The organism is Streptomyces sp. NPDC004788, assembly GCF_053601115.1.
Window position 1 is genome coordinate 88,935 of sequence record NZ_JBSGBF010000007.1, and the last position, 19,715, is coordinate 108,649.

Consider the following 19,715-nt stretch of genomic DNA (forward strand, 5'->3'; position numbering starts at 1 on the left):
CGGGCGCCCGCCCCCCACCGGTTCCGTCAGCCCTCCGTGTCGTCCGGCCACACCCCGATGTGGTCCTGTTCCAGCTCCAGGGCCACCCGGTGCTTCATGCCGAGCGCCTCCGTGTACTCGGCGGGCAGCTGGAGCCGGCCGGCCCGGTCGAGCATCGCGTACTCCCGCGCCACCACGGACTCCTGGCCCTCCGCGTCGATCTCCGTGCGCCGCAGCACCTCGGAGGAGGTGCGGCCGTCGCGGATGGCGACCGTGCGGCGGACCTCGGAGGCGACCGCCTGGTCGTGGGTGACGATGACGATCGTCGTGCCCAGCTCCTCGTTGGCGCGCCGGAAGGCGGCGAAGATCTGCTCGCCGGTGGCCGAGTCCAGCTCACCGGTCGGCTCGTCGGCGAGCAGCACCGACGGGTCGTTGGCGAGGGCGACGGCGATCGCGACCCGCTGCTGCTGGCCGCCGGACAGCTGGTGCGGCCGCCGGTCGCGGATCTCCGCGATGCCCAGCATCGAGAGCAGTTCCTCCGCTCGCCGCGCCTTGTCCCCGGACCGGCCGCCGCCCTTCAGCTGCATGGGCAGCGCCACGTTCTGCGCCGCCGTCAGGTACGGCAGGAGGTTGCGCGCGGTCTGCTGCCAGACGAAGCCGACGACCTCGCGGCGGTAGCGGAGCCGGGCCTTGCCGTCCATCGCGAGCAGGTCGCAGCCCGCGACCTTCGCCGCGCCGGCCGTCGGCACGTCGAGCCCGGCCAGGATGTTCATGAGCGTCGACTTGCCCGAGCCGGACGCGCCGACCAGGGCCATCAGCTCGCCCTCCCGCACCAGCAGGTCCAGCCCCTGGAGGGCCTGCACCTCCACCCCGTCGGTGGTGAAGATCCGTACGAGACGGTCGCAGGCGATCAGCGCGTCATGGCCGTACTCGGGCCGGTCGCGGTGCGCCGCCGCCCGCCGCTCCAGCTCCTCCAGCGTGGTCCCGGAAGCCGAGGCGCCCGAGCTCCCCGAGGTCTCCGACGTGGTCGTCATCGTGCGTCTCCTGCCCTGAGTTCCTGGATCGAGCCCCTGCGCGCCGCCCACCACGCCTGCACCAGCGCCGCCCCGCCCGCGAGCACCACCACACCGGCCGCCGGAAGCCCGAGCGACCACACGTCCGCCCGCAGCGCCGCGCCCAGACCCATGGCCTCCTCGGGCGCCCCGGCGAGCGCGAGCCGGACCAGGTCGACGCCGGGCGCGAGCAGCAGGATCGTCGCCCAGCCGACGAGCGCGCCGCCGACCGCCGCCAGCAGCGCCTGCGGCATCGCCTCCAGGGCGAGCAGCCGCCGGCCCTGGCCGCGGGTCAGGCCCATGGTGCGCAGCCGGGCGAGCAGGGTGGCACGCTCGGGCGCGACCTGGAGCAGCGAGAGCAGCAGGGCGAGGACCGCGTAGCCGGCGCCGGCGGCGATGGCGGCGAGGTAGAGCCGCTCCGCGCCGGTCTGCATCGGCGAGTCGACGTACGCGGCGCGCTTCTCGGCGGCCAGGGTCACCCGTTCGCCGCCGCCCTTCGCCGCCACCGCGGCGCGCAGCGCCGGGCCGTCGAGCGCCCCGTCCCCGCCGCCGGTGACGAGCAGCGCGGTGGGCGCCCGGTTGACCAGGTCGTCGGCGTTGACGAGGAGGAAGTCCTTGTCGGGCACGGCAGGGGTGACGGTGCGCACGGCCACCACCCGGACGTGGAACCGCCCGGCCGCCGCCGTGATCTCCATCGGTTTGTCGCCGAGCCGGTCGGCGACCGCCGGCGAGGCGATCGCCGGGACGACCCGGGCGTTGTTGCCGACGTTGGCGGGCCCGCCCGTGCCGGTGGACTTCAGCAGCTCGGCGGGGAACGCTCCGAAGCCGGTACGGGCCGCGAGCCGGGCGTACGAGGCGGGTTCCACGCCGACCAGCGGGGCGCCCATGCCGTGGTCGGCCGAGCCGCGCCTGGACGGCAGCTCCAGGCCGTACTCGATCTGTACGGGCGCCACCTCCCGCACCCCGGGGAACTTCCGTACCGTCTCGGCCGTCCCGGCGGCCAGCGGCGTCCAGCCGATGCCGTTGCTCACCCTGGCGTCCGCGCCGGTCGCCAGATGGGCCGCCTTGTCGCGGGCGTCGGCGACACCGGTGAGCACCGCGCCGCCGACCGCGGCCGTGGTCAGCGCCACGAGCAGCGCGAGCAGGGGCAGTGCGCCGGTCGCCGAGGACCGGCCGGCCCGGGCGAGCGACAGATAGCCGACCGCGCCGCGCAGCCGCCGCGCGGGCCCGGCCAGCCAGCGCAGCGGCAGCGGATACAGCCGTACGAGCACGAACGCGGCGATCAGCGCGACCAGCACCGGCGCGGCGCTGACCAGGTAGTCCACCGAGCCGGAGTCGCCGGTGCCGCGGCGGCGCAGCGCGGTGACCGCGCCCGCCGCCAGGACCAGGAAGGTGAGCTCGGCGACCGTGCGGCGCCGCGACGGCCGGGCCGTGATCACGTCCTCGCGGCCGCCGTGCAGCTGCGGCCGCCGGTGCAGGAAGACCGCGCGCAGCGGCAGCACGAGCGCGGACAGCAGCGCGACCGCGGCGGCCGCCGCGCAGGCGGGCCAGAGCCGGGCGCCGGGGGCATCGGTGAGCACGGCCGCGAGCAGCAGCCCGAGCGCGGCCGCAGGGACCGCGATCACGACGGTCTCGCCGAGCAGCCGTCCGCCGATGCCGGGCAGCGAGGCGCCGCGGGAGCGCAGCAGCGCCAGTTCGGCGCGCCGCCGGGCGGTGAACAGGCCGCCCGTCATCGCGAGGACGACCGCCGCGACCGTGCCGACGCCGATGGCGGCGACCGCGACCACCGAGGCGATGACGTCCCGCAGCCCGGCGTAACCGGCGACGACCTCGCCCAGGTCGGTGGTGAACGCGGCGTTCTCGCCGACGGCCTGACGCAGCTTCACCAGGTCGGGGCCGCCGGCGGCCGAGTCGAGCGCGCCGGCCAGCCGGTCGGTGTCCTGGCCGGTGAGGTGGCCGATGGCCGGCGCGTACCGCCAGTACTGCTCGGGCTCGCCGAGCGTCTTGAGCAGCCCGGGCCCGCTCTCCGGCGCCACGATCAGGGTGGCCGCCCAGTACCACTTGATCTCCGTGACGCCCTTGGCCATGTACGCCGGCGTGTGCAGCAGCGGATCGACCGACCAGAAGGGGCGTCCGACGTCGCGCGGCTCGACGATGCCGGTGACCGTGACCGCCTTCGGCACGCCGTCGGTGCCCGGCACGTGCACGACCGAACCCACCTTCAGGCCCAGCGTCCTGGCCGTCTTCGCCGTGACCGCGGCCTCCATGCCACCGTCCGCACCGGCCCGCGGGGCGCGGCCCGCCGTGTACGTGGCGTGCGCCGCCAGCTCGGCCCGGGCGTCCAGGACCAGCTCGGGCGGCAGCCCGTCCGGTTGCGGCAGCCACCGGTCGAACGCCGGGACCCGCTTCGTCGTGCGCACCCCGTACGCCGAGTCGGCGAGGTTCACGCGCAGCGGCGCGGGCAGCAGCGGCGTCAGCTCGTCCCGGGTCCTGCGCAGCCACGTCGGCGCGAGCCGCTCCGCCCGCAGGCTGGACGCGGTCAGCGTGAGCGCGCTGCGGTGCGCCGGCGCCGCCGTGACGGCGTGCCGTAGCCCGTCCGTCTCGTACGCGTCGACCGCCCGCGGCAGCGCCGCCGCCAGGAACGCCGTCACCACAACGAGCAGCGCGAAGGCGAAGGCCGCCCCCGGCGCGGTCCGCAACCTGGTCCGGACCCAGGGCGCCACGGCACGGGCGGGCTTGCGGGGCATGGCGGTCGCCTTTCCGCGGGCGGGGGTGGAGACGGAGGTGGGGGACGGCATCAGTGGCCCCCCTGGGTGCGCAGGGTCGTCGCCGGGTCCGTGCGGCGCAGCGCGATCGTCGCGACCACCGCGAGCGGCAGCGCGGCGACGCCCGCGAGGAGGAGGGCCACGTGGGCGACGGGGAGTTCGACCAGGACGCGGGGGACGGGGCGTTCGGCCTGGCCGGTGAGGACGACGAGGGGGACGACGGCCCGGGTGAGGACGGTGCCGAGGGCGACGCCGACGAGCAGGCCGATGCCGACGAGCAGGCCCTGTTCGGCGGCGATGAGGCGGGCCAGCTGGCGGCGCGGCGCGCCCAGGGCGCGCAGGACGCCGAACTCCTGCGCCCGCTCCCGCAGCGAACCGGCCGAGCCGACCGCGAAGCCCACCGCGGCGAGCGCCGCGGCGGCCGCCGCGACCGCCATCAGCGCGGAGTTGGGGCCCGCGCCGAGCGGGTCGCCGAGGAGCTCGGCCGCGGCCTCGTCCCGTACGAGCACCTGCGCGGGGTCCGCCTCCGGGCGGGCCCGCAGGGTCCTCGCGACGTCGGCGGCGCGGCCGGGCGCGGTGGCCAGCCACCATTCGGTGGGCGGCAGGGTGGCGCCGGGCGTGGCCGAGAGGGCGCGGTTGGCGGTGAAGAGGTCGACGAGGAGCGCGCCGCCGTCCTGCGGCGTGGTCGGGGGAGCGGAGGCGGAGACGGCCCGGGCGCCGGGGCCGGTGGTCGGCAGCTCCCGGACGACCTCGGCGATCAGCACGCGCAGGGTGGAGCCGTTGACGGCGACCTCGACGACGTCGCCCTTCTTCGCCTTGGCGGCGGTGAGGAACGCGTCGGTGGCGAGCGCCGGGATCTGCTTCGGCGGCGCCGGGCGGGGCGCGGCGAGCGTCAGGTCGTAGTCGTCCGTGCCGGGCCAGGCGCCCGCGACCTTCCGGCTGCCCGCCTCGAAGGTGACGTCGAGCGAGCCGCCGGGGCGGGCCACCCCGCTGAGCGGGACCTCCGGGTTGTCGCCGTTCGCGAGCCGCGCGGTGTACTCGGCGGTCCACCTCGGCAGCGCCCCGCGCACGTCGATCGGCTGCGCGGCGCCGCCGGTGCGGACGGAGAACAGCCGCCCGACGGTGAGCACCCGCTGCCCGCCCGTGCCCTCGCCGAGCGTGCCGCCGATCTCCAGGCCGGCCACGCTGAAGCCGCCGGCGCCGCGGAGTTCCGGCAGCGGGACGGTGAGCCGGTGGGTGCGGCCGTCGGCGGGGAGGGTGCCGAGAGCGCGGCGGTACGGGATGCCGTAGCCGTCCTGCAGGACGACGGTGGCCTGCGTCGGGAACGTGTCGCGCGGCGCCTTGTCGCGCAGTTCGACCGCGAGCGCGCGGGTGCCGGCCGGGATCGCGATGCCGGGATGCGGCCCGGCCTCGGGCGCGACGGCGGCGATGCGGGCGGCGGGGGCGCCGTCGGCGAGGTCGGGGCGGAGCCGCAGGCCGTCGGCGGCGTGCCGGGTGTCGACGGCCAGGACGGTCGCGTTGTGTCCGGCGATGTCGGTGCCGGCCCGGTGCACGGGCGCCGCCGCCCGGACCCCGGGCAGCGCGGCGAGGCGTTCGGTCTCGGCCAGGTCGCCGGGGCCCGCGCTCAGCACCCGTACGTCCGCACCCGCCTTGAAGTCGGCCTGGTCGCGCTGCGAGCGGTTCCAGGAGTCGGACTGCCCGATCGCCAGCATGCCCATGGCGACGGCGAGCACGAGCAGCAGCACCGGGCCCGCGCCGCGCAGCGGACGGCGGCTGAACTGCCAGCCCGCGAGCGCCGCCGGCAGACCGCGGCCGCCGGCGGCGCGCCGCTCGGCCAGCTTGGCGGCGGGCGGCAGCAGACGCAGCGTCAGGACGGTGCCGGCGAGCAGCGCGAGGGCGGGCGCGGCGACGAGGAGCGGGTCGACGCCGAGGCCGCCGGAGCGGTCGCCGGCGAGCGCCCCGGCGCCGCCCGCGCCGGTCTGCCGGTCGAGCTGCCAGTAGGCGATGCCCGCGATGACGAGCAGACCGATGTCGGCGCCGGCCCGGACCGGCGCGGGCAGCGCGGCGGCCCGTCCCTTGCGCAGCGAGACGACGGCGCCGTCCCCGGCGGCGAGCGCCGGGGCGACCACGGCGGCCGCGCAGCACAGCGCGACGGCGGCGGCGACCAGCCAGACGAGTGGCGGGGGAGCGGCGTCGAGCCGGCCGAGCGCGTCGAGCGCGGTGCGGTCGGCGAAGAGCCGGGTCAGCGGACCCGAGAGCAGCGGCGCGGCGACGGCGGCGGGCAGCGCGAGCAGTAGCGCCTCGACCGAGGCGAGCCCCGCGATCCGGCGGCGGGAGGCGCCACGGGCGCGAAGGAGTTCGGTCTCGCCGGACCGCTCGCTGCTGAGCAGCCGGGCGACGAGCAGCAGCGCGTAGGCGGCGAGCAGCACCAGCTGCACGGCCACGATGGAGAGGGTCGAGCGGGAGACCAGCAGGGCCCGGTCGGTCTGCTCCAGGACGGTCGGCAGCGCGGTGTAGGCGGTCACGGTGGTGCCGAAGCCCGCCGTGTCGGCGAGGACCGTCTCCGGGCCCTTGGTGGCGGAGGCCCGCAGGGCGTCGGTGCGGTCGGTGGTGAGGGCACTGTAGTCGGCGGTGCCCAGCCAGGAGGTGCTGCCGGAGGTGACCCGGCCGGACGTGAGCGTGGCGGGGTCGGCGAACAGCGGCCCGTAGGTGGTGAAGGCGAGCGTCTTCACACCCCGGCCGCCCGCCGCGTCGAGCTGCCAGTACAGGTCGGCGGTGTCGACGGGCCGGTAGACGCCGGTGATCCGGGTCTTCAGCGGCTTGTCGGCGAGCCGGTCGGTGAGGTCGAGGACGGTGCCGGAGGTGATCTTGAGCCGGCGGGCGACCTCCTCGGGGACGGCGCTCTCGACGGGCGCGTTCGGATCCTTGGTCGCGGGCCGCGGCCAGGCGCCGCGGACCAGGGTGATCCGGGAGCGGTCGAGCGCGGCGAAGTGGGTGAGGTCCGGGTCGCCCGCGCGGGCGGCCGGCGGCTGGAGCGAGCGCGGCAGCGCGTACGGGCCGGAGGCCGCGAGCTTCCGCACCTGCACCGGCAGCCCGGCGAAGGTCCGCTCGGTGCCCCTGCGGGCGGCCGCGTCGGCGCTCGCCCGTTTGTCCTCGGGGATCTGCCCGCTGATGACGAGCGCGGCGGCGGGCGCGGCCCGCCCCTGCAGGGTGCCCTGGAGCGCGGCGTCGCCGATCGATCCGGAGAAGGCGGCGAGCGTCGCGAGGACGGAGGTCGTCAGGAGGACGGCGAGGAGGGCGGCGGTCAGGAGCAGCCGGTGCGCCCTGACCCGTAGGAGTACGAAGCCCGTCACCCGTTTCCCCCCTGAAAACACCGTGATCGTTCACTATCGAACTTTCATCGGATGTTTTCAGAGGGCCCGGCGTCTGGAAACCGCTTTCGAAGGCACCTTGATCCGATCGTGACCGTTATTCGGCACACGATCACCGGAATGTGTTCGTCCGGGCGCGGGGGGCAGCGGAGCGGGCTACTCCGCGGTGTTGATCATCGCCGAGGCGGCGAAGGTCAGATACCGCCACAGCTCCTGCTCGTGCTCCGGCGCGAGCCCCAGCTCGTCCACCGCGTCCCGCATGTGCCGCAGCCAGGCGTCGTGCGCCGCCCGGTCCACCGTGAACGGCGCGTGCCGCATCCGCAGCCGCGGGTGGCCACGGTGGTCGCTGTAGGTCCGCGGACCGCCCCAGTACTGGATGAGGAAGAGCACGAGGCGCTCCTCGGCCGGTCCCAGGTCCTCCTCCGGGTACATCGGCCGCAGCAGCGGGTCCTCCGCCACCCCCTGGTAGAAGCGGCGGACCAGGCGCCGGAAGGTCTCCTCGCCACCCACCTGCTCGTAGAAGGTCTGCTCCTGAAGCGTGCCGCGCGGAATCTCGTTCACCGTTCCATCGTCTCAGATGCCCCGACGGAGGTCCGGAGACTTAGGACCGGTGGCCGGAAGAGGGGGCTCCACAGCACAGTGGAGACATGCGCGACATGTTCGCCGAGGAGGGAGCGCGGGCGCGGCGGGCGCTGGTGCGCGAGATCGAGGCGTACGGCGCGCTGCGCGACCCCGCCTGGCGGGCCGCCTTCGCCGAGGTCCCGCGCCACCTCTTCGTTCCCTCCTACTACGTGCCGGGCCCGGCCGGCTACGAGCGCCTCTGGTCCGGCGACCCCGACCCGGCCCGGCGGGCCCGCTGGCTGCGCGGGGCCTACCACGACACCGCGCTCGCCACCCGCGTCCGGGACGGCGAGCTGCTCTCCTCCGCCAGCCAGCCGTCCCTCATGGCCCGGATGCTCGAAGCCCTCGGCATCGACGACGGCCACGACGTCCTGGAGATCGGAGCCGGCAGCGGCTACGGCGCCGCGCTGCTCTGCCACCGCCTCGGCGACCGCCACGTCACCACCGTCGACCTGGACGAGGAGATCGCCGAATCCGCCCGCGTCCACCTCGCCGCCGCCGGCCACCGGCCCGCCGTGATCGCCGGGGACGGCGCCCGCGGCTGCCCCGAGCACGCCCCGTACGACCGGATCGTGGCCACCTGCGAGATCCCCGCCGTCCCTCACCCGTGGCTCGCCCAGAGCCGGCCCGGCGGCCGGATCCTCGCGCCGCTCTCCACCGGCCTGATCCTGCTCGCCGTCCAGGACCCGGACCACGCCGAGGGCCGGTTCCTCGACACCTCCGCCTACTTCGTCCCGCTGCGCGGCGGCGCCGCCCGCACCCCGCACCGGCACATGGGCGGGGTGCCGCGCCGGGCGTACGAGGACGAGCGCTTCCAGTTCCTGGCCGGACTCGTCGGCGAGAGCCTGGAGATGCGCGAAGCGCTCTCGCTCTGGCAGCGCGAACGGCGGCCGGAGCGGGAGCGCTTCGGGGCGACGGTGCGGGAGGACCGGCAGTGGGCCTGGCTGGACGACCCCGAGGGGCCGTACGCCTGGCCGCTGCCGGGCCTCTGAACTCCTGCTGGCTCAGCCGCGGCGGACGGTGATCGTCGTCCAGGCGCCCACGTGCACCCGGTCGCCGTCGCCCAGCTGCACCGGCACATAGGGCTGGATCGGGTCGGGCGAGCCGTTGATCGTGGTGCCGTTGGTGGAGTTCTGGTCCACCACCGCCCACGAGCCGTCCGGCTGCGCCACGAGCACCGCGTGCTGGTGCGAGACGCCCGGGTCCTCCGGCGGCACCGACAGGTCGATGTCGGGCGACTCGCCGGTGGAGTGCCGGCGGCGGCCGATGCTGACCTGGTTGCCCTGGAGCGGCACGTGCTGCTCGGGGGAGTACGCGGGCAGGTTGAGCCCCGTCGCCTCCGGGCCGCTGCGGTGCATCATCGCCATGAAGTACTCGCGGTCCGGTCCGATCACGGCCGTCCAGTTCGCCGGCTGCGGACGCTGCTGCGGGGGCTGCGGCTGCTGCGGCTGGAAGGGCGCGGGCGGAGCACCCTGCGGACCGGGTCCCTGCGGACCGGGGCCGTGCGGACCGGGTCCCTGGGGGTCGGGGCCGCCGTGGCCGGGCAGCGGGGGCAGGTTCGGCGGTACGGGGCCGGGCGCGGGCGCCGGCGGCTCCGGCCGGGACGGGGGCGAGAGCAGCCAGTCGTCGTCCGCGCGCGGCTGCGGCGGCGCGGGCGGCGGGGGCATGCCGGGGCCGCCCGCCGGCGGGGCCGGCTGGAACGCCTGGGGGGCCATCGGCGCCGGCGGTGCCGGCGGGCCGGACATCGGCGGGCGCTGCGGCGGGGCCTGGTGGTGCGTCGGGTCGGCGCCCAGCGGCTCGGCCGGCCGGTTCACCTGCGAGGGCCGCGAGCCCTGGTACTCGTACGGATCCGGGTGCGGATGCTGCGGCTGCGCAGGCCGCGGCGGCGACTGGAAGCCGGGCGGCAGGTTGAGCCCGCCGGGCGCCGGGGCCGGCGGCGGGGGCATGCCCGGGCCGGGCGCCGGGGCGATCGGGGTGTACGAGGTCGCCGTGTTCGTGAGGAAGTTCCAGCGGCACTCCTCGCAGAACGGCGCCATCGGCTCGCGCGGGGTGCGGCACTGCGGGCACAGCTCGGCCTGGGCGGTCGCGTTCGGGTCGTAACCACCGGGCGCGCCGGGGCCACCGGGAGCGCCGTGACCACCGGGGCCACCGGGCGCGCCGGGGCCACCCGGGCCCATGGGGCCACCCGGCATCGGCGGCGGCGGAGGCGGGCCGGCGGGGCCCGGGCCGGCCGGGCCGCCGGGGCCCGGGTAGCCGTAGGCGGGCGGCGGCGGGGGAGGCGGCGGTACGGCACCCGTCGGCGCACCCGCCCCGGCCATGCGGTGGCCGCAGACCTCGCACCAGTCGTCGGAGACCGACTGGTGTCCGTTCGGGCAGGTCGGCATGTCGGTGCTTCCCCCTCTCGTCGTCCCTTACGGCCCTGTGTCCGTTTACTGCGTAATGTCCGTTTACTTCTTCACGCGAACGGTCTTGGTGGAACGCGTCTCGAGAGTCATCTCGTCCGCTTCCGCGACCTTCGCCTTCAACCGCACAGTACCCGTCGCGGCGTCGACCACGTCCACCACCTTCGAAAGCAGTTTCGCGGTATCGGCGTTCCCGGAGGCCGCCGCGAGCTGCACCGCACGCCCCAGCTTGGCCGTCGCGCCGTCGCGGTCGCCCGATTTGCGGGCATCCAGACCCTGCTGGATGGCATCGGCCAGCTCGGCCTGCCCCGTGTAGTGCGCGACCTGCGGATTGATGGCCGTCGACATCACCATGTCGTCCGTCCACACCGCCCGTACCAGTCCTTGAGACAGCGTCACCGGAGTGCCGCCCGCCGGGTCCGGCACGATCAGCGAGACACGGGCGGCCAGCATCTCCTGGCCGACCGCGGCCTGGGGGACGCGCACGGACACGTGGTAGTCGCGGGACTCGTCGCCCCAGGAGCCGGTCGGGTAGTCCCCGGCGCGCGGGCCCGCCTCGGTGCGCCGGCCCGTCAGGTCCTCGACCGTCGGCGCGACCTGCTTCACGAAGCCGATCTCCACGCCGACCGGGGTCCACAGGCGCAGCGCGACGTCCGCGACCTCCTTGTCCATGGCGCGTTCCATCATCGTCGTGAAGTCCGCCGTGAGCCCGGCCGGGTCGGCGACGATGTCGGCGGTGCCGAGCAGCGCCCGGGCGATGCCCTTGACCTCCTCGACCTCCCAGTCGGTGCCCACGCCGCGCGCGTCGCAGGTGAAGCGGCCCGCGCAGGCGTCCAGGGCGGCGCGCAGGTCGGCGGGCGACTCGTGCTCGTTGCGTCCGTCGGTGAGCAGGATGCCGTGCCGGATCGGGGCGCCGGCCGCGTCGGCGGAGGACAGCAGCCGGTCGGCGAGCCGCAGCCAGGTGCCGATGGCGGTGCCGCCGCCCGCGCTCAGGCCGCGCAGCGCGTCCCTGGCCTCGGCGCGGGTGCGCGCGTCGGCGACGGCGAGCCGCCCGCCGCCCGGGTACACCTCCTTCGCCACGTGCGTGCCGGCGACCAGGGCGAAGGCCGTGCCGTCGCGCAGGGTGTCGATGGCGGCGGCGGCCGCCTCGCGCGCGCCGCGCATCTTCGTCGCCGGGTAGTCCATCGAACCCGAGCAGTCGAGCATCAGCACGACCGCGGCGGAGCGGCCGCCGGCGGCGGCCTGCAGTCCGGCGGTGGTGCCGCCGCCGGTCGCGGTGACGGTGACGATCGCGTTGACGTCCCGCCCGCCCTCCGGCAGGAACTCGTTCTGGTACACGTCCACCGAGAACTGCGGCCCGGTCGGCTTGGAGAAGTTGGCCATGGGTGATTGGCTCCTCGGCTCACGAGAAGAGAAGTGAGGAAGAAAGTAGGAGTGGGGATCGGGGTGGCGGGGCGGACGGCCGGTCAGGCCGATCCTGCCCCGGAGGCCGGAAGGCTGAACGGCAGCAGCGCGACCGTGATGTTGTCGTGGCCGCCGCCGTCGAGGGCGTGGCCGACGAGGACCTGGGCCGCGTGCAGCGGGCGGGCGGAGGCGTCGGCCGGCATGATCCGGGCCATCTCCTCGGCCGCTTCCGCGTAGTTCCACAGCCCGTCGGTGCAGACCACCACCACGCCCGGCCGGTCCGGTTTGAACGCGGCGGTGTGCGGCTCCAGTTCGTACGCGTCGGCGCCGAGCCAGCCCGTGATCGCGTGAGCGCGCTCGTCCGCGTACGCCTGCGCCTCGCTCATCAGGCCCGCCGCCACCATCTGCGCGGCCCACGAGTCGTCCTCGGTGAGCCGGGCGGGCGGCGCGGTGCGGTCGTCGGGCACCCAGTACGCCCGGCTGTCGCCGACCCAGCCGACCACGAGCAGCTCGCCCGCGACGACGGAGCCGACGATGGTGCAGGCCGGCGCGTTGGTGTGGTGATCGCGCTCGCCGGAGTCCAGCCCCTGCTCCGCCAGGGAGTTGACCGCCTCGGCCGCGGCCACGATCGCCTCGTGCATCGCCTGCTGCGGGTGTGTGCCCCGCGGCAGCGCCGCCACGAGCGCCGCGTTCGCGGCGCAGGCCGCGGCGCTGGACGCCTCGTCGGGCCGGGTCGCCGACGACACGCCGTCGCAGACCACGCCGACCGCGGCGGGCGTGCCGTCGGGCAGCGCGGCCGACGCGACGGCGAAGCTGTCCTCGTTGCGGTGGTGCCGCAGCCCCCGGTCGCTCACGGCGGCGACCGCGGGCAGCTCCTCCTCCATGTGGTCCCGCTCGCGCGGCTGCGCGTGCCCGCAGTGTTCGCAGTACCCGTCCCCGTCCACCTGTCCGGTCCGGCACGCGACGCACAGCTTCCGCGCCTCACCGGGCGTGGGGGCGGGTGCGGTCGTGGGTTCGGGCGAGTGCGCGGGCTCGGCCCGGGGCGCGGGCTCGGCCTGGAGCGCGGCACGCGGGTCGGGCGCGGCGAGGGTGAAGTCGCCGTCGGCGGAGCCGGGTTCGGCGGCGCCCGGCCCCGAGACCGGTGCCGTACCGGCGGCCGCGCCCGGCCCCGCCTGCGGCACCTCGTCGATCCGCACCGGAATCGTCGGCAGGTCGCGGCCGCCCGAGTCCGTGCCCGGCAGGTCGCCGGGGTGCTGGGTGGCCGTGGTCAGGGAGTTGGGGTCGCGGGGCGGGGCCTCCGGCCAGTCGACGGGGAGGGCGATCGGGACCGTCGGGCGGTCCGGCTCGGGTGCGGGGGCGGCCGACAGGTCGTAACCGCACGCGCCGCAGAAACGGTCCCCCGACTCAAGCGGCTCGCTGCACTCGGGGCAGGTCCCCAGGGGGTGCGGGGCCTTGGGCTTCAGGGACATACTCACACCCACGTCCTGGGGCGGTAGCGGTTGGCCCGCTCCACCAGTTCGATCCTCTCCTCGCCGCGCTGGGCGAGCCGGGCGAGCACCCGGTACGAGCGTTCGAGGCCGAAGCGCAGTCCGCGCTCGTCCAGTTCGCTGCCGAGCAGCACCATGCCGCCCGTTCCCGCGCCGGCCGTTCCCGCGCCGGCCGGCCCCGCGCCGCCCGTTCCCGCGCCGGCCGGCCCCGCGCCGGGGCTCCCGGAGAGCACCCAGTCGAGCGCCGTGCCGAGCACCTCGGTGGCCAGCCGCTCGCGGCGCACCGCGTCCAGGCCGAAGCTCTGCAGCGCCGAGACCTGCGCGGCGGCCGCCGTCAGGTCGCCGCCGAGCGCCTCGTTCGCCGGGCGGCGGCGCAGCCGGGCGCGGACGGCCGCGACCCGGGCCGCGGTGTAGTGGATGGACGACTCGGGCACGGACTCCAGGGTGCGCACCGCGCCCGCCCGGTCGCCCGCCGCCATCTGCGTCCGGGCCAGGCCGAACGCGGCGCTCACATAGCTCGGGTCGGTCGCCCACACCAGGCGGTAGTACTCCGCCGCGTTGTCCAGCTGGCCCAGCACCTCCGCGCACACGCCGAGCGCCAGCTTCGGCGCGGGCTCGCCGGGGAAGGCGTCGTAGACCGCGTCGAAGGCGAGCGCCGCGCTCTCCCGGTCGCCGGCGACCAGCGAGGTCACGCCGCGGTACCAGACCACCCGCCAGTCGTCCCCGTACCCCCGCTCCAGGTTCTCCAGGGCCCGCCCGGCGGCCCCCAGGTCGCCCATCTCGAGCCGGGCCCGCAGCTCGCGCAGGCTCAGTTCGAGCGAGGGGACCGGAGCCGCGTGCAGCGCGGTGATCAGCTCGGCGGGCGCGGCGGCCAGCAGGCCGGCGAGGAAACCGGCGTTGGGGTCGCCGGGGTCGACCCGCGGCACCGGCAGCGCGAGCGTCGTCGCGGGCACGTCCAGCGGGCGCAGGAAGGCCCCGCCCCGCCCGGGGACGGCGGAGGGAAGCGCGTTGCGGCGCCCACGCCGGGTCTCGCGCGCCCCGAGCACCGACACGTCGTCCGTCTGCTCGTCGAACAGCTCGGTGTCCGTGACCCGCACCTCGGCGCCGAACAGCGTCGAGAGCGCCGGCCGCGGCCGGCCCGACTGCAGGGCGACGACCTCCCGCAGCACGCCCGTCAGCTGCTCGGCCATCTCCTGCGCGGAGGAGAAGCGGCGGGCCGGGTCCGGGTCGGTGGCCCGCACCAGGAAGCGGTAGAACGACTCGTACGTCCGCAGGACCTCGATGCCTTCGGGCTCCGGCAGCGAGTCGACGTAGACGTTGGTGTAGCCCTGGAAGTCGAAGGTGAGCACGGCGAGCGTGCGCGCCACCGTGTAGAGGTCGCTGGCCACCGACGGGCCGACCTCGGCGACCTCCGGCGCCTGGTAGCCGACCGTGCCGTAGATCGCCGACTCGTCGTCGTCCATCCGCCGGACCGCGCCCATGTCGATGAGCTTCAGCTGGTCCTCGGTCTGGATCGCGTTGTCGACCTTGAAGTCGCAGTAGAGCAGGTTGCGGCTGTGCAGATGGCCGAGCGCCTCCAGCGCCTCGATGCCGTACGCGCACGCCTGCTCCACCGGCAGCGGATCGCGCCGGCCGTCGGGCGTGCGGCGGTCGTTGGCGATCTCCTTGAGCGACTTGCCGCCCACGTACTCCATGACGATGTAGCCGTCCAGGGAGCCGGTGCGCGGGTCCAGGTGCTCGACGAAGTTGTAGATGCGGACGATGTTGGAGTGCTCGATCTCCGCGAGGAAGCGGCGCTCCGAGATCGCGGCCGCCATGGCGTCCTGGTCGCCGGTGTCGAGCAGGCCCTTGAGGACGACCCAGCGGTCCGAGACCGCCCGGTCGACGGCGAGGTAGACCCAGCCGAGGCCGCCGTGCGCGAGGCAGCCCACCACCTCGTACTGCCCGTGCACCACGTCGCCGGCCCGCAGCTTCGGCACGAAGGAGTACGGGTGGCCGCACTTGGTGCAGAAACCCTCCGTACGGCCCGGCCGGTCACCGCGCGAACGGCCCACCGGGGCGCCGCAGTCGGAACGCGAGCAGAATCGCTTCCTCTCGGGCACCTCCGGGTTCGCCATCACCGCCGCCCGCGGATCCGGACGCGGCACCTCCGGCACCGTCACCAGACCCGCGCCCAGCCGGCCGCGCCCCGACTGCGAACCGCTCGAACCCGAGCTGCGCACCGACACCGAGCGCGCCGAGCCCTGCCCCGACAGCGAGCGCGAGAGCCGCCCCGACACCGAACGCCGGGACGCCGAGGACCGTGAGGACGCCCGGGACGAGGCGCGCGAACCGCTGCGCACCGAGCTGCTGGTCGAGCCCCGGCCCGACCCCTTCGACGACTCCCGGCCCGGCACGGCCATGCCCGTCGGATTGGACGCGAGCTGCCCGCCCGGCGCGACGACCGGGGCGAGCCCGCACGTGTCGCAGTACAGCTCGCCGCCGCCCATGTCCTCGTACGAGCCCTCGCACGTCGGACGCTGACAACTGCTCACTCCGGACTCCCCGTTCATGATCGATCCCCCCGTGCGTCCCTCGGCCCGGACAGCGTCTCGGCCGCCGCCTGCTGGTAGCGCAGCACCGCCTGCTCGGCCGCCCGCAGATCGCAGGGCGCGCTCCACAGCATCCGCCGGGCCGTGTCGTACCGCTCGATGAGGAACGGGTCCTCGGCGCCGCCGAGTCGGGCCACCTTCGCCTTGTACGCGTCGAGCCGGCCGCGCAGCTCGGCGCGCACCGCGAGCGGCGCGGTCACCGCGGTCAGCGACTCGCGGGCGCGCATCAGCTCGTCCTCCGCCTCCCGCTCCAGGGCGTCCAGGAGCGGCGACAGCCGGTGCCACCGGGCGTGCCGGCGGTGCTCGGCGGCCGCCGCGAGCCGCTCCTGCAGCGCGGTCGGCGGCCCGCTGACCGCCGGCACCTCGGAGGCGGCGATCTTCGCGAGCACCTCGCCGCGGGCCGCGCGGGCCTCGGCGAGGGTGCGGTCGGCGCGGGACAGCACGTCCCGCAGCCGCAGCAGCCGGTCCTCCGAGTCCTGCCGGACCCGCAGCACCGCCTCGATCTCCCGCCGGATGTCCTCCAGGGCGCGGGCCGCCGTGTCGTAGCGTCCGGTGTCGGGCCGGCCGCCGCCGGGCGCCGAACTGCCCCCGGCCGGCCGCCAGAACGCCAGCGGGTCCGACACGACCTGCTCCCGCAGCGCCGCCAGCTCGGCCGTGATCTCCTCCAGCTCGTCCCCGGCCGGGTGCTCCCCGGGCCGCACTCCCACCGAGTGGGCGAGTGACCGGGTGCGGCCCAGCTCGGCGGCGAGCAGGTCGATCCGGGCGGGCAGCGCCGACCACACCGCGTCGGCGGTGACGACGACGTCCAGCGACTGCGCGTACAACTCGTTCATCCGCCGGACCAGGGCGTCCAGGCTGAACGACTCGGTCAGCGCCGCCTGCTCCCGCGCCCCGCCCGGCACGTGCACGCTCGCGCCGCGCAGCCGGTCGGTCAGCTCCACCAGCTCCTCGCGGCCCGGCCAGCGGCGCCGGGCCCGCACCTCACGGGCGCCGTGCAGGGCGGCGGTGTACGCGTCGAAGTACGCCCACAGCAGGGTGATCGTCCGCTCGGTGGCGGCCCAGCGGTCCCGGGTCGTCCCGGTCAGCTCGGCACCTTCGAGCAGCCTGCGGCCGGCGTGGTCCTGCAGTGCGAGGAGCGAGTCCTCGACCGCCTTGTGCTCCGCGCCGAGCCGCGCCAGCGCACGGTCCACCTCGTCCCGGTCCATTACCGGCCCGGGGGGTCCCGCGACGCCCATCGATCACCTCTCGTTCTACTTGTACTTGGGGGCCGGCGGCCCGGATATCCCGGGCAGGTCCGCCTTCAGCCAGGTGTCGTACGCCTTCTGCCACGGACCCTGCCGGTACTGCACGAGCACCTGGTTCACCCGGCGGACCAGGTCGTCGTTGCCGAGCTTGGCGGCCACTCCGTAGTACTCGGTGGTGAACGGCCGGCCCTTGAGCTCGACGGCCGGGTCCTGCGCGGCCTGGCCGGCCGCGAGCGCGTTGTCCGTGACGACGGCGTCGACCTCGCCCATCTGCAGCCGGGCCAGACAGTCCAGCTGGTTGGGCACGGTCAGCAGGTCCGGGTCGTCCTTGGTGTCGTCGCCGACGTCCTTGTAGACCGCGCCGAACGACTTCTCCTCCAGGGCCTCGTAGGCCGTCGAGCCCTCGGCGGTGCAGATCCGCTTGCCGCTGAGGGAGGAGTCGTAGCCGGTGATCGGGGACGACTTGGGGGCGAGGACCTGCTGGCCGGCCTGGAAGTAGGCGGTGGAGAAGGCGACCTGCTGGATCCGCTTGCAGTTGATGGTCATCGTGCGCACCACGAGGTCGACCTTGTCGCCCTCCAGGGCGGCGATGCGCTGGTTGGTCGGGATCGTGCGGAAGATGACGGCGTTCTCGTCGCCGAGGATGTCCTTCGCGATTGCCTTCGCCAGGTCGATGTCGAAGCCCTGCAGCTCGCCGGGCGTCTCCTTCACCGAGCCGTCGGGCAGCCGGGTCACCGTCGGCGGCGTGCGGAAGCCCCAGTTGTAGCTGGACTGGTCGACGCCGACGACGAGCTTGCCGCGCCGCTTGATCTTCTCGACGGTCGGCCCGTCGGCGGCCGACGGCGTCAGCGACGCCTCCGGGTCCTTGCAGGTCTCCGCGCTCTCGGCACGCTCGCCGTTCTTCGCGGTGACCTGCACCCCGTCGCCCACCCCGCTGCCCGTGCGGGGCGCCCCGACCGGGGTCCCGGCCCGGTCCGCGGTGTGCGGCAGCGCGAGCAGCGCGAGGGAGGCGGTGAGCCCGCAGGCCACGCCCATGGCGGCGACGCCGCCCCAGCCGCGCAGCCGTCCGAGGCGGCGGCGCGCGGGTGCGGCGGAGGCGTGCGCCGTCCGGACGACCAGCTCTTCCGGACCCGTCGCCGGGTCCTCGCCCGCGGCCCGCCCGGCCACCCGGCGCGGCCGGGGCATGCGCGCGGCCGTGCCGTCCGGTATCCGGCCCGCTCCGGTCGTCCGCTCGACACCGTCCGGCATGTCGCCCCCTCTCACCGGTACTCCGACAGTCTGCGGTTGACGCCGAGGACGGCGCAGGCCGCGGCGAGCACGCCGAGCACGGCCGCGCCCAGCGGCAGCCCGGTCAGTGCGTTCCGGCCGCCGTCGGCGGCCCGGGTGAACTCGTCCTGCTCGTGGGCCAGGGCGCGGCCGAGGGCCGCGTCGACCTGGTCGAAGGACTGGCCGGTGGACTCGGTCGTGCCGATGATCCGGTTCATGGCGCCGGTGAAGTCGCCGGCGTCGTCCAGCTCGCGGGCCTGCCGGTGGCGCCCCCGCCACTCCTCGGCACGGGCGGTGGCCTCGGTGAGCGGGCCGCGCCCGGCGTCGTCGTCGGCGAGCCGGCCGGCCGCCTTGAGGGCGGTCGAGAGGGTGGCGATGCTGCTGCTGTAGTCGGCCTCGTACTTGTCGTGCTTGCCGTCGTCGGTGAGGACGGCGCCGCGGGCGACCACGGTCAGGTTCTCGTTGGCACGGGCCTTCAGGGAGCTGATCCGGGCCTCGTTGAGCACCTGGAGGGACTCCTGGCCGTGCGCGCGGGCGTCGTCGAGGCCCGCGCGGGCCAGGCCGTGGCCGGTGACGAGCCACAGCAGGGCGACGACGCAGGCGGCGGTCGCGGCGAGCATGCCCTGGTTGAACACCCGGTTCGTCATGCGGAAGTTGCGCAGCTGGGCCCAGACCAGGACGGCCAGGGCGAGCAGGCCGAGCGCGAGCGAGAGGAACGGCCAGGCGCGCGCCTCGTCGTCGTCCTCGTGCAGCCGCGCGGTCTCCGCCGCGTACAGCCGCTCGGCGGCGGGCAGCAGGTCGCGGCTCATCGTCTGGTTCGCGTACCGCAGATAGGCGCCGCCGAGCGGCAGGCCCTGCCGGTTGGCGGCGCGGGCGCGCTCGATCAGGCCCGTGTAGCGCGGCAGGTGCTCGTTGAGCGTGGCGATCTCGCGCGCGGAGACGCCGTCGGAGTCGGTGCTGGCGGCGGCCTTCACGAGCAGCCGGGAGGCGGTCGTGACGTCGTCCGCGTATCTCTGGCGGATCTGTGCGGACTCCTGCGGGCCGGCCAGGAAGCCGCTCGCCGCGGTGGCGTCGGCGTCGGCGAGTGAGCGGTAGATGTCGGCGGCGTCGGCGCTCAGCGGCTGGCTGCGGCCCACCACGTCGTCCGCGTACGAGGACCGGTCGGCGACCTCGAAGGCCGTCACCGCCCCGAACGCCACGACGAGCAGGGCGAGCACGGCGCCGAGGATCCGCAGCCGGCCCGGCTCCGTCGTGGCCGCGCGGCGCAGCACCTCGCGGCCCTGCGCCCAGACCCCGGGCGCCGCCGGCGGCGGCACCTCGGCGGGCGCCGGCGGCCGGCCCGGCCCCGGCCCGGACTGCTGTCCCGGCTGCGCGGGCACGCCGGGACCCGGCCGCGCGGGCGCGCTGCCGGTGCCCTGCGCCACCGAGGCGGCGGGCGCGTTCGGCGGGTGTGTCACGTGACCTCCCCCTCGGTCTCAGACGTCGATCCCGTCCGGCCGGTGGAGTGGCGGACGTACTACCCGGCCAGCAGTA

Annotated in this window: 12 protein-coding genes; 1 reads left to right on the forward strand and 11 read right to left on the reverse strand. The window is 75.9% G+C overall.

What is annotated here, in order from left to right; all coding sequences use genetic code 11:
- Positions 1 to 26: 26 nt before the first annotated feature.
- The 4 genes from ACWEJX_RS06115 to ACWEJX_RS06130 all read right to left on the reverse strand — a co-directional run bounded on the left by ACWEJX_RS06115 (position 27) and on the right by ACWEJX_RS06130 (position 7,728).
- Positions 27 to 1,013, reverse strand: a complete 987-nt coding sequence (locus ACWEJX_RS06115) for an ABC transporter ATP-binding protein (protein WP_451606328.1) — start codon at positions 1,011 to 1,013, stop codon at positions 27 to 29.
- Positions 1,010 to 3,778 (reverse strand): ABC transporter permease, encoded by a 2,769-nt coding sequence (locus ACWEJX_RS06120; protein WP_451606353.1) that lies wholly within the window; start codon positions 3,776 to 3,778, stop codon positions 1,010 to 1,012. The genes ACWEJX_RS06115 and ACWEJX_RS06120 overlap by 4 nt, the downstream gene beginning before the upstream one ends.
- A 50-nt stretch (positions 3,779 to 3,828) precedes the next feature.
- On the reverse strand, positions 3,829 to 7,149 hold the full coding sequence (locus ACWEJX_RS06125; RefSeq protein ID WP_451606329.1) for an FtsX-like permease family protein: 3,321 nt from the start codon (positions 7,147 to 7,149) through the stop codon (positions 3,829 to 3,831).
- Positions 7,150 to 7,323: 174 nt separating this feature from the next.
- Complete coding sequence (locus ACWEJX_RS06130; protein ID WP_403792828.1) at positions 7,324 to 7,728, reverse strand: globin; 405 nt, start codon at positions 7,726 to 7,728, stop codon at positions 7,324 to 7,326.
- A gap of 86 nt (positions 7,729 to 7,814) precedes the next feature.
- Here ACWEJX_RS06130 and ACWEJX_RS06135 point away from each other — a divergent pair, with 86 nt between their 5' ends.
- The gene (locus ACWEJX_RS06135; protein ID WP_451606330.1) at positions 7,815 to 8,780 is read left to right on the forward strand and encodes a methyltransferase domain-containing protein; all 966 of its coding nucleotides are present in this window, start codon (positions 7,815 to 7,817) and stop codon (positions 8,778 to 8,780) included.
- A 12-nt stretch (positions 8,781 to 8,792) separates the two neighbouring features.
- Here the strand turns inward: ACWEJX_RS06135 and ACWEJX_RS06140 are convergent, their stop codons facing one another.
- The 7 genes from ACWEJX_RS06140 to ACWEJX_RS06170 form a co-directional block, all read right to left on the reverse strand.
- Positions 8,793 to 10,172: an FHA domain-containing protein gene (locus tag ACWEJX_RS06140; protein WP_451606331.1), complete on the reverse strand. Its 1,380-nt coding sequence runs from the start codon at positions 10,170 to 10,172 to the stop codon at positions 8,793 to 8,795.
- A 63-nt stretch (positions 10,173 to 10,235) separates the two neighbouring features.
- Positions 10,236 to 11,573, reverse strand: a complete 1,338-nt coding sequence (locus ACWEJX_RS06145) for a vWA domain-containing protein (RefSeq protein WP_451606332.1) — start codon at positions 11,571 to 11,573, stop codon at positions 10,236 to 10,238.
- Positions 11,574 to 11,656: 83 nt separating this feature from the next.
- A complete protein-coding gene (locus ACWEJX_RS06150) occupies positions 11,657 to 13,063 on the reverse strand; it encodes a PP2C family serine/threonine-protein phosphatase (protein ID WP_451606354.1) in 1,407 nt (468 codons plus the stop codon).
- A gap of 2 nt (positions 13,064 to 13,065) precedes the next feature.
- Positions 13,066 to 15,633 carry a tetratricopeptide repeat protein gene (locus tag ACWEJX_RS06155; protein ID WP_451606333.1) on the reverse strand — a complete coding sequence of 856 codons (2,568 nt, stop codon included), beginning with the start codon at positions 15,631 to 15,633 and terminating at the stop codon, positions 13,066 to 13,068.
- Positions 15,630 to 16,907 (reverse strand): hypothetical protein, encoded by a 1,278-nt coding sequence (locus ACWEJX_RS06160; RefSeq protein WP_451606334.1) that lies wholly within the window; start codon positions 16,905 to 16,907, stop codon positions 15,630 to 15,632. Before ACWEJX_RS06160 ends, ACWEJX_RS06155 begins: the two co-directional genes overlap by 4 nt.
- A gap of 15 nt (positions 16,908 to 16,922) precedes the next feature.
- Entirely contained in the window at positions 16,923 to 18,164 is a 1,242-nt protein-coding gene (locus tag ACWEJX_RS06165) for a glutamate ABC transporter substrate-binding protein (protein WP_451606335.1), read from the reverse strand.
- An 11-nt stretch (positions 18,165 to 18,175) separates the two neighbouring features.
- A complete protein-coding gene (locus ACWEJX_RS06170; RefSeq protein ID WP_451606336.1) occupies positions 18,176 to 19,639 on the reverse strand; it encodes a hypothetical protein in 1,464 nt (487 codons plus the stop codon).
- Positions 19,640 to 19,715: the final 76 nt, after the last annotated feature.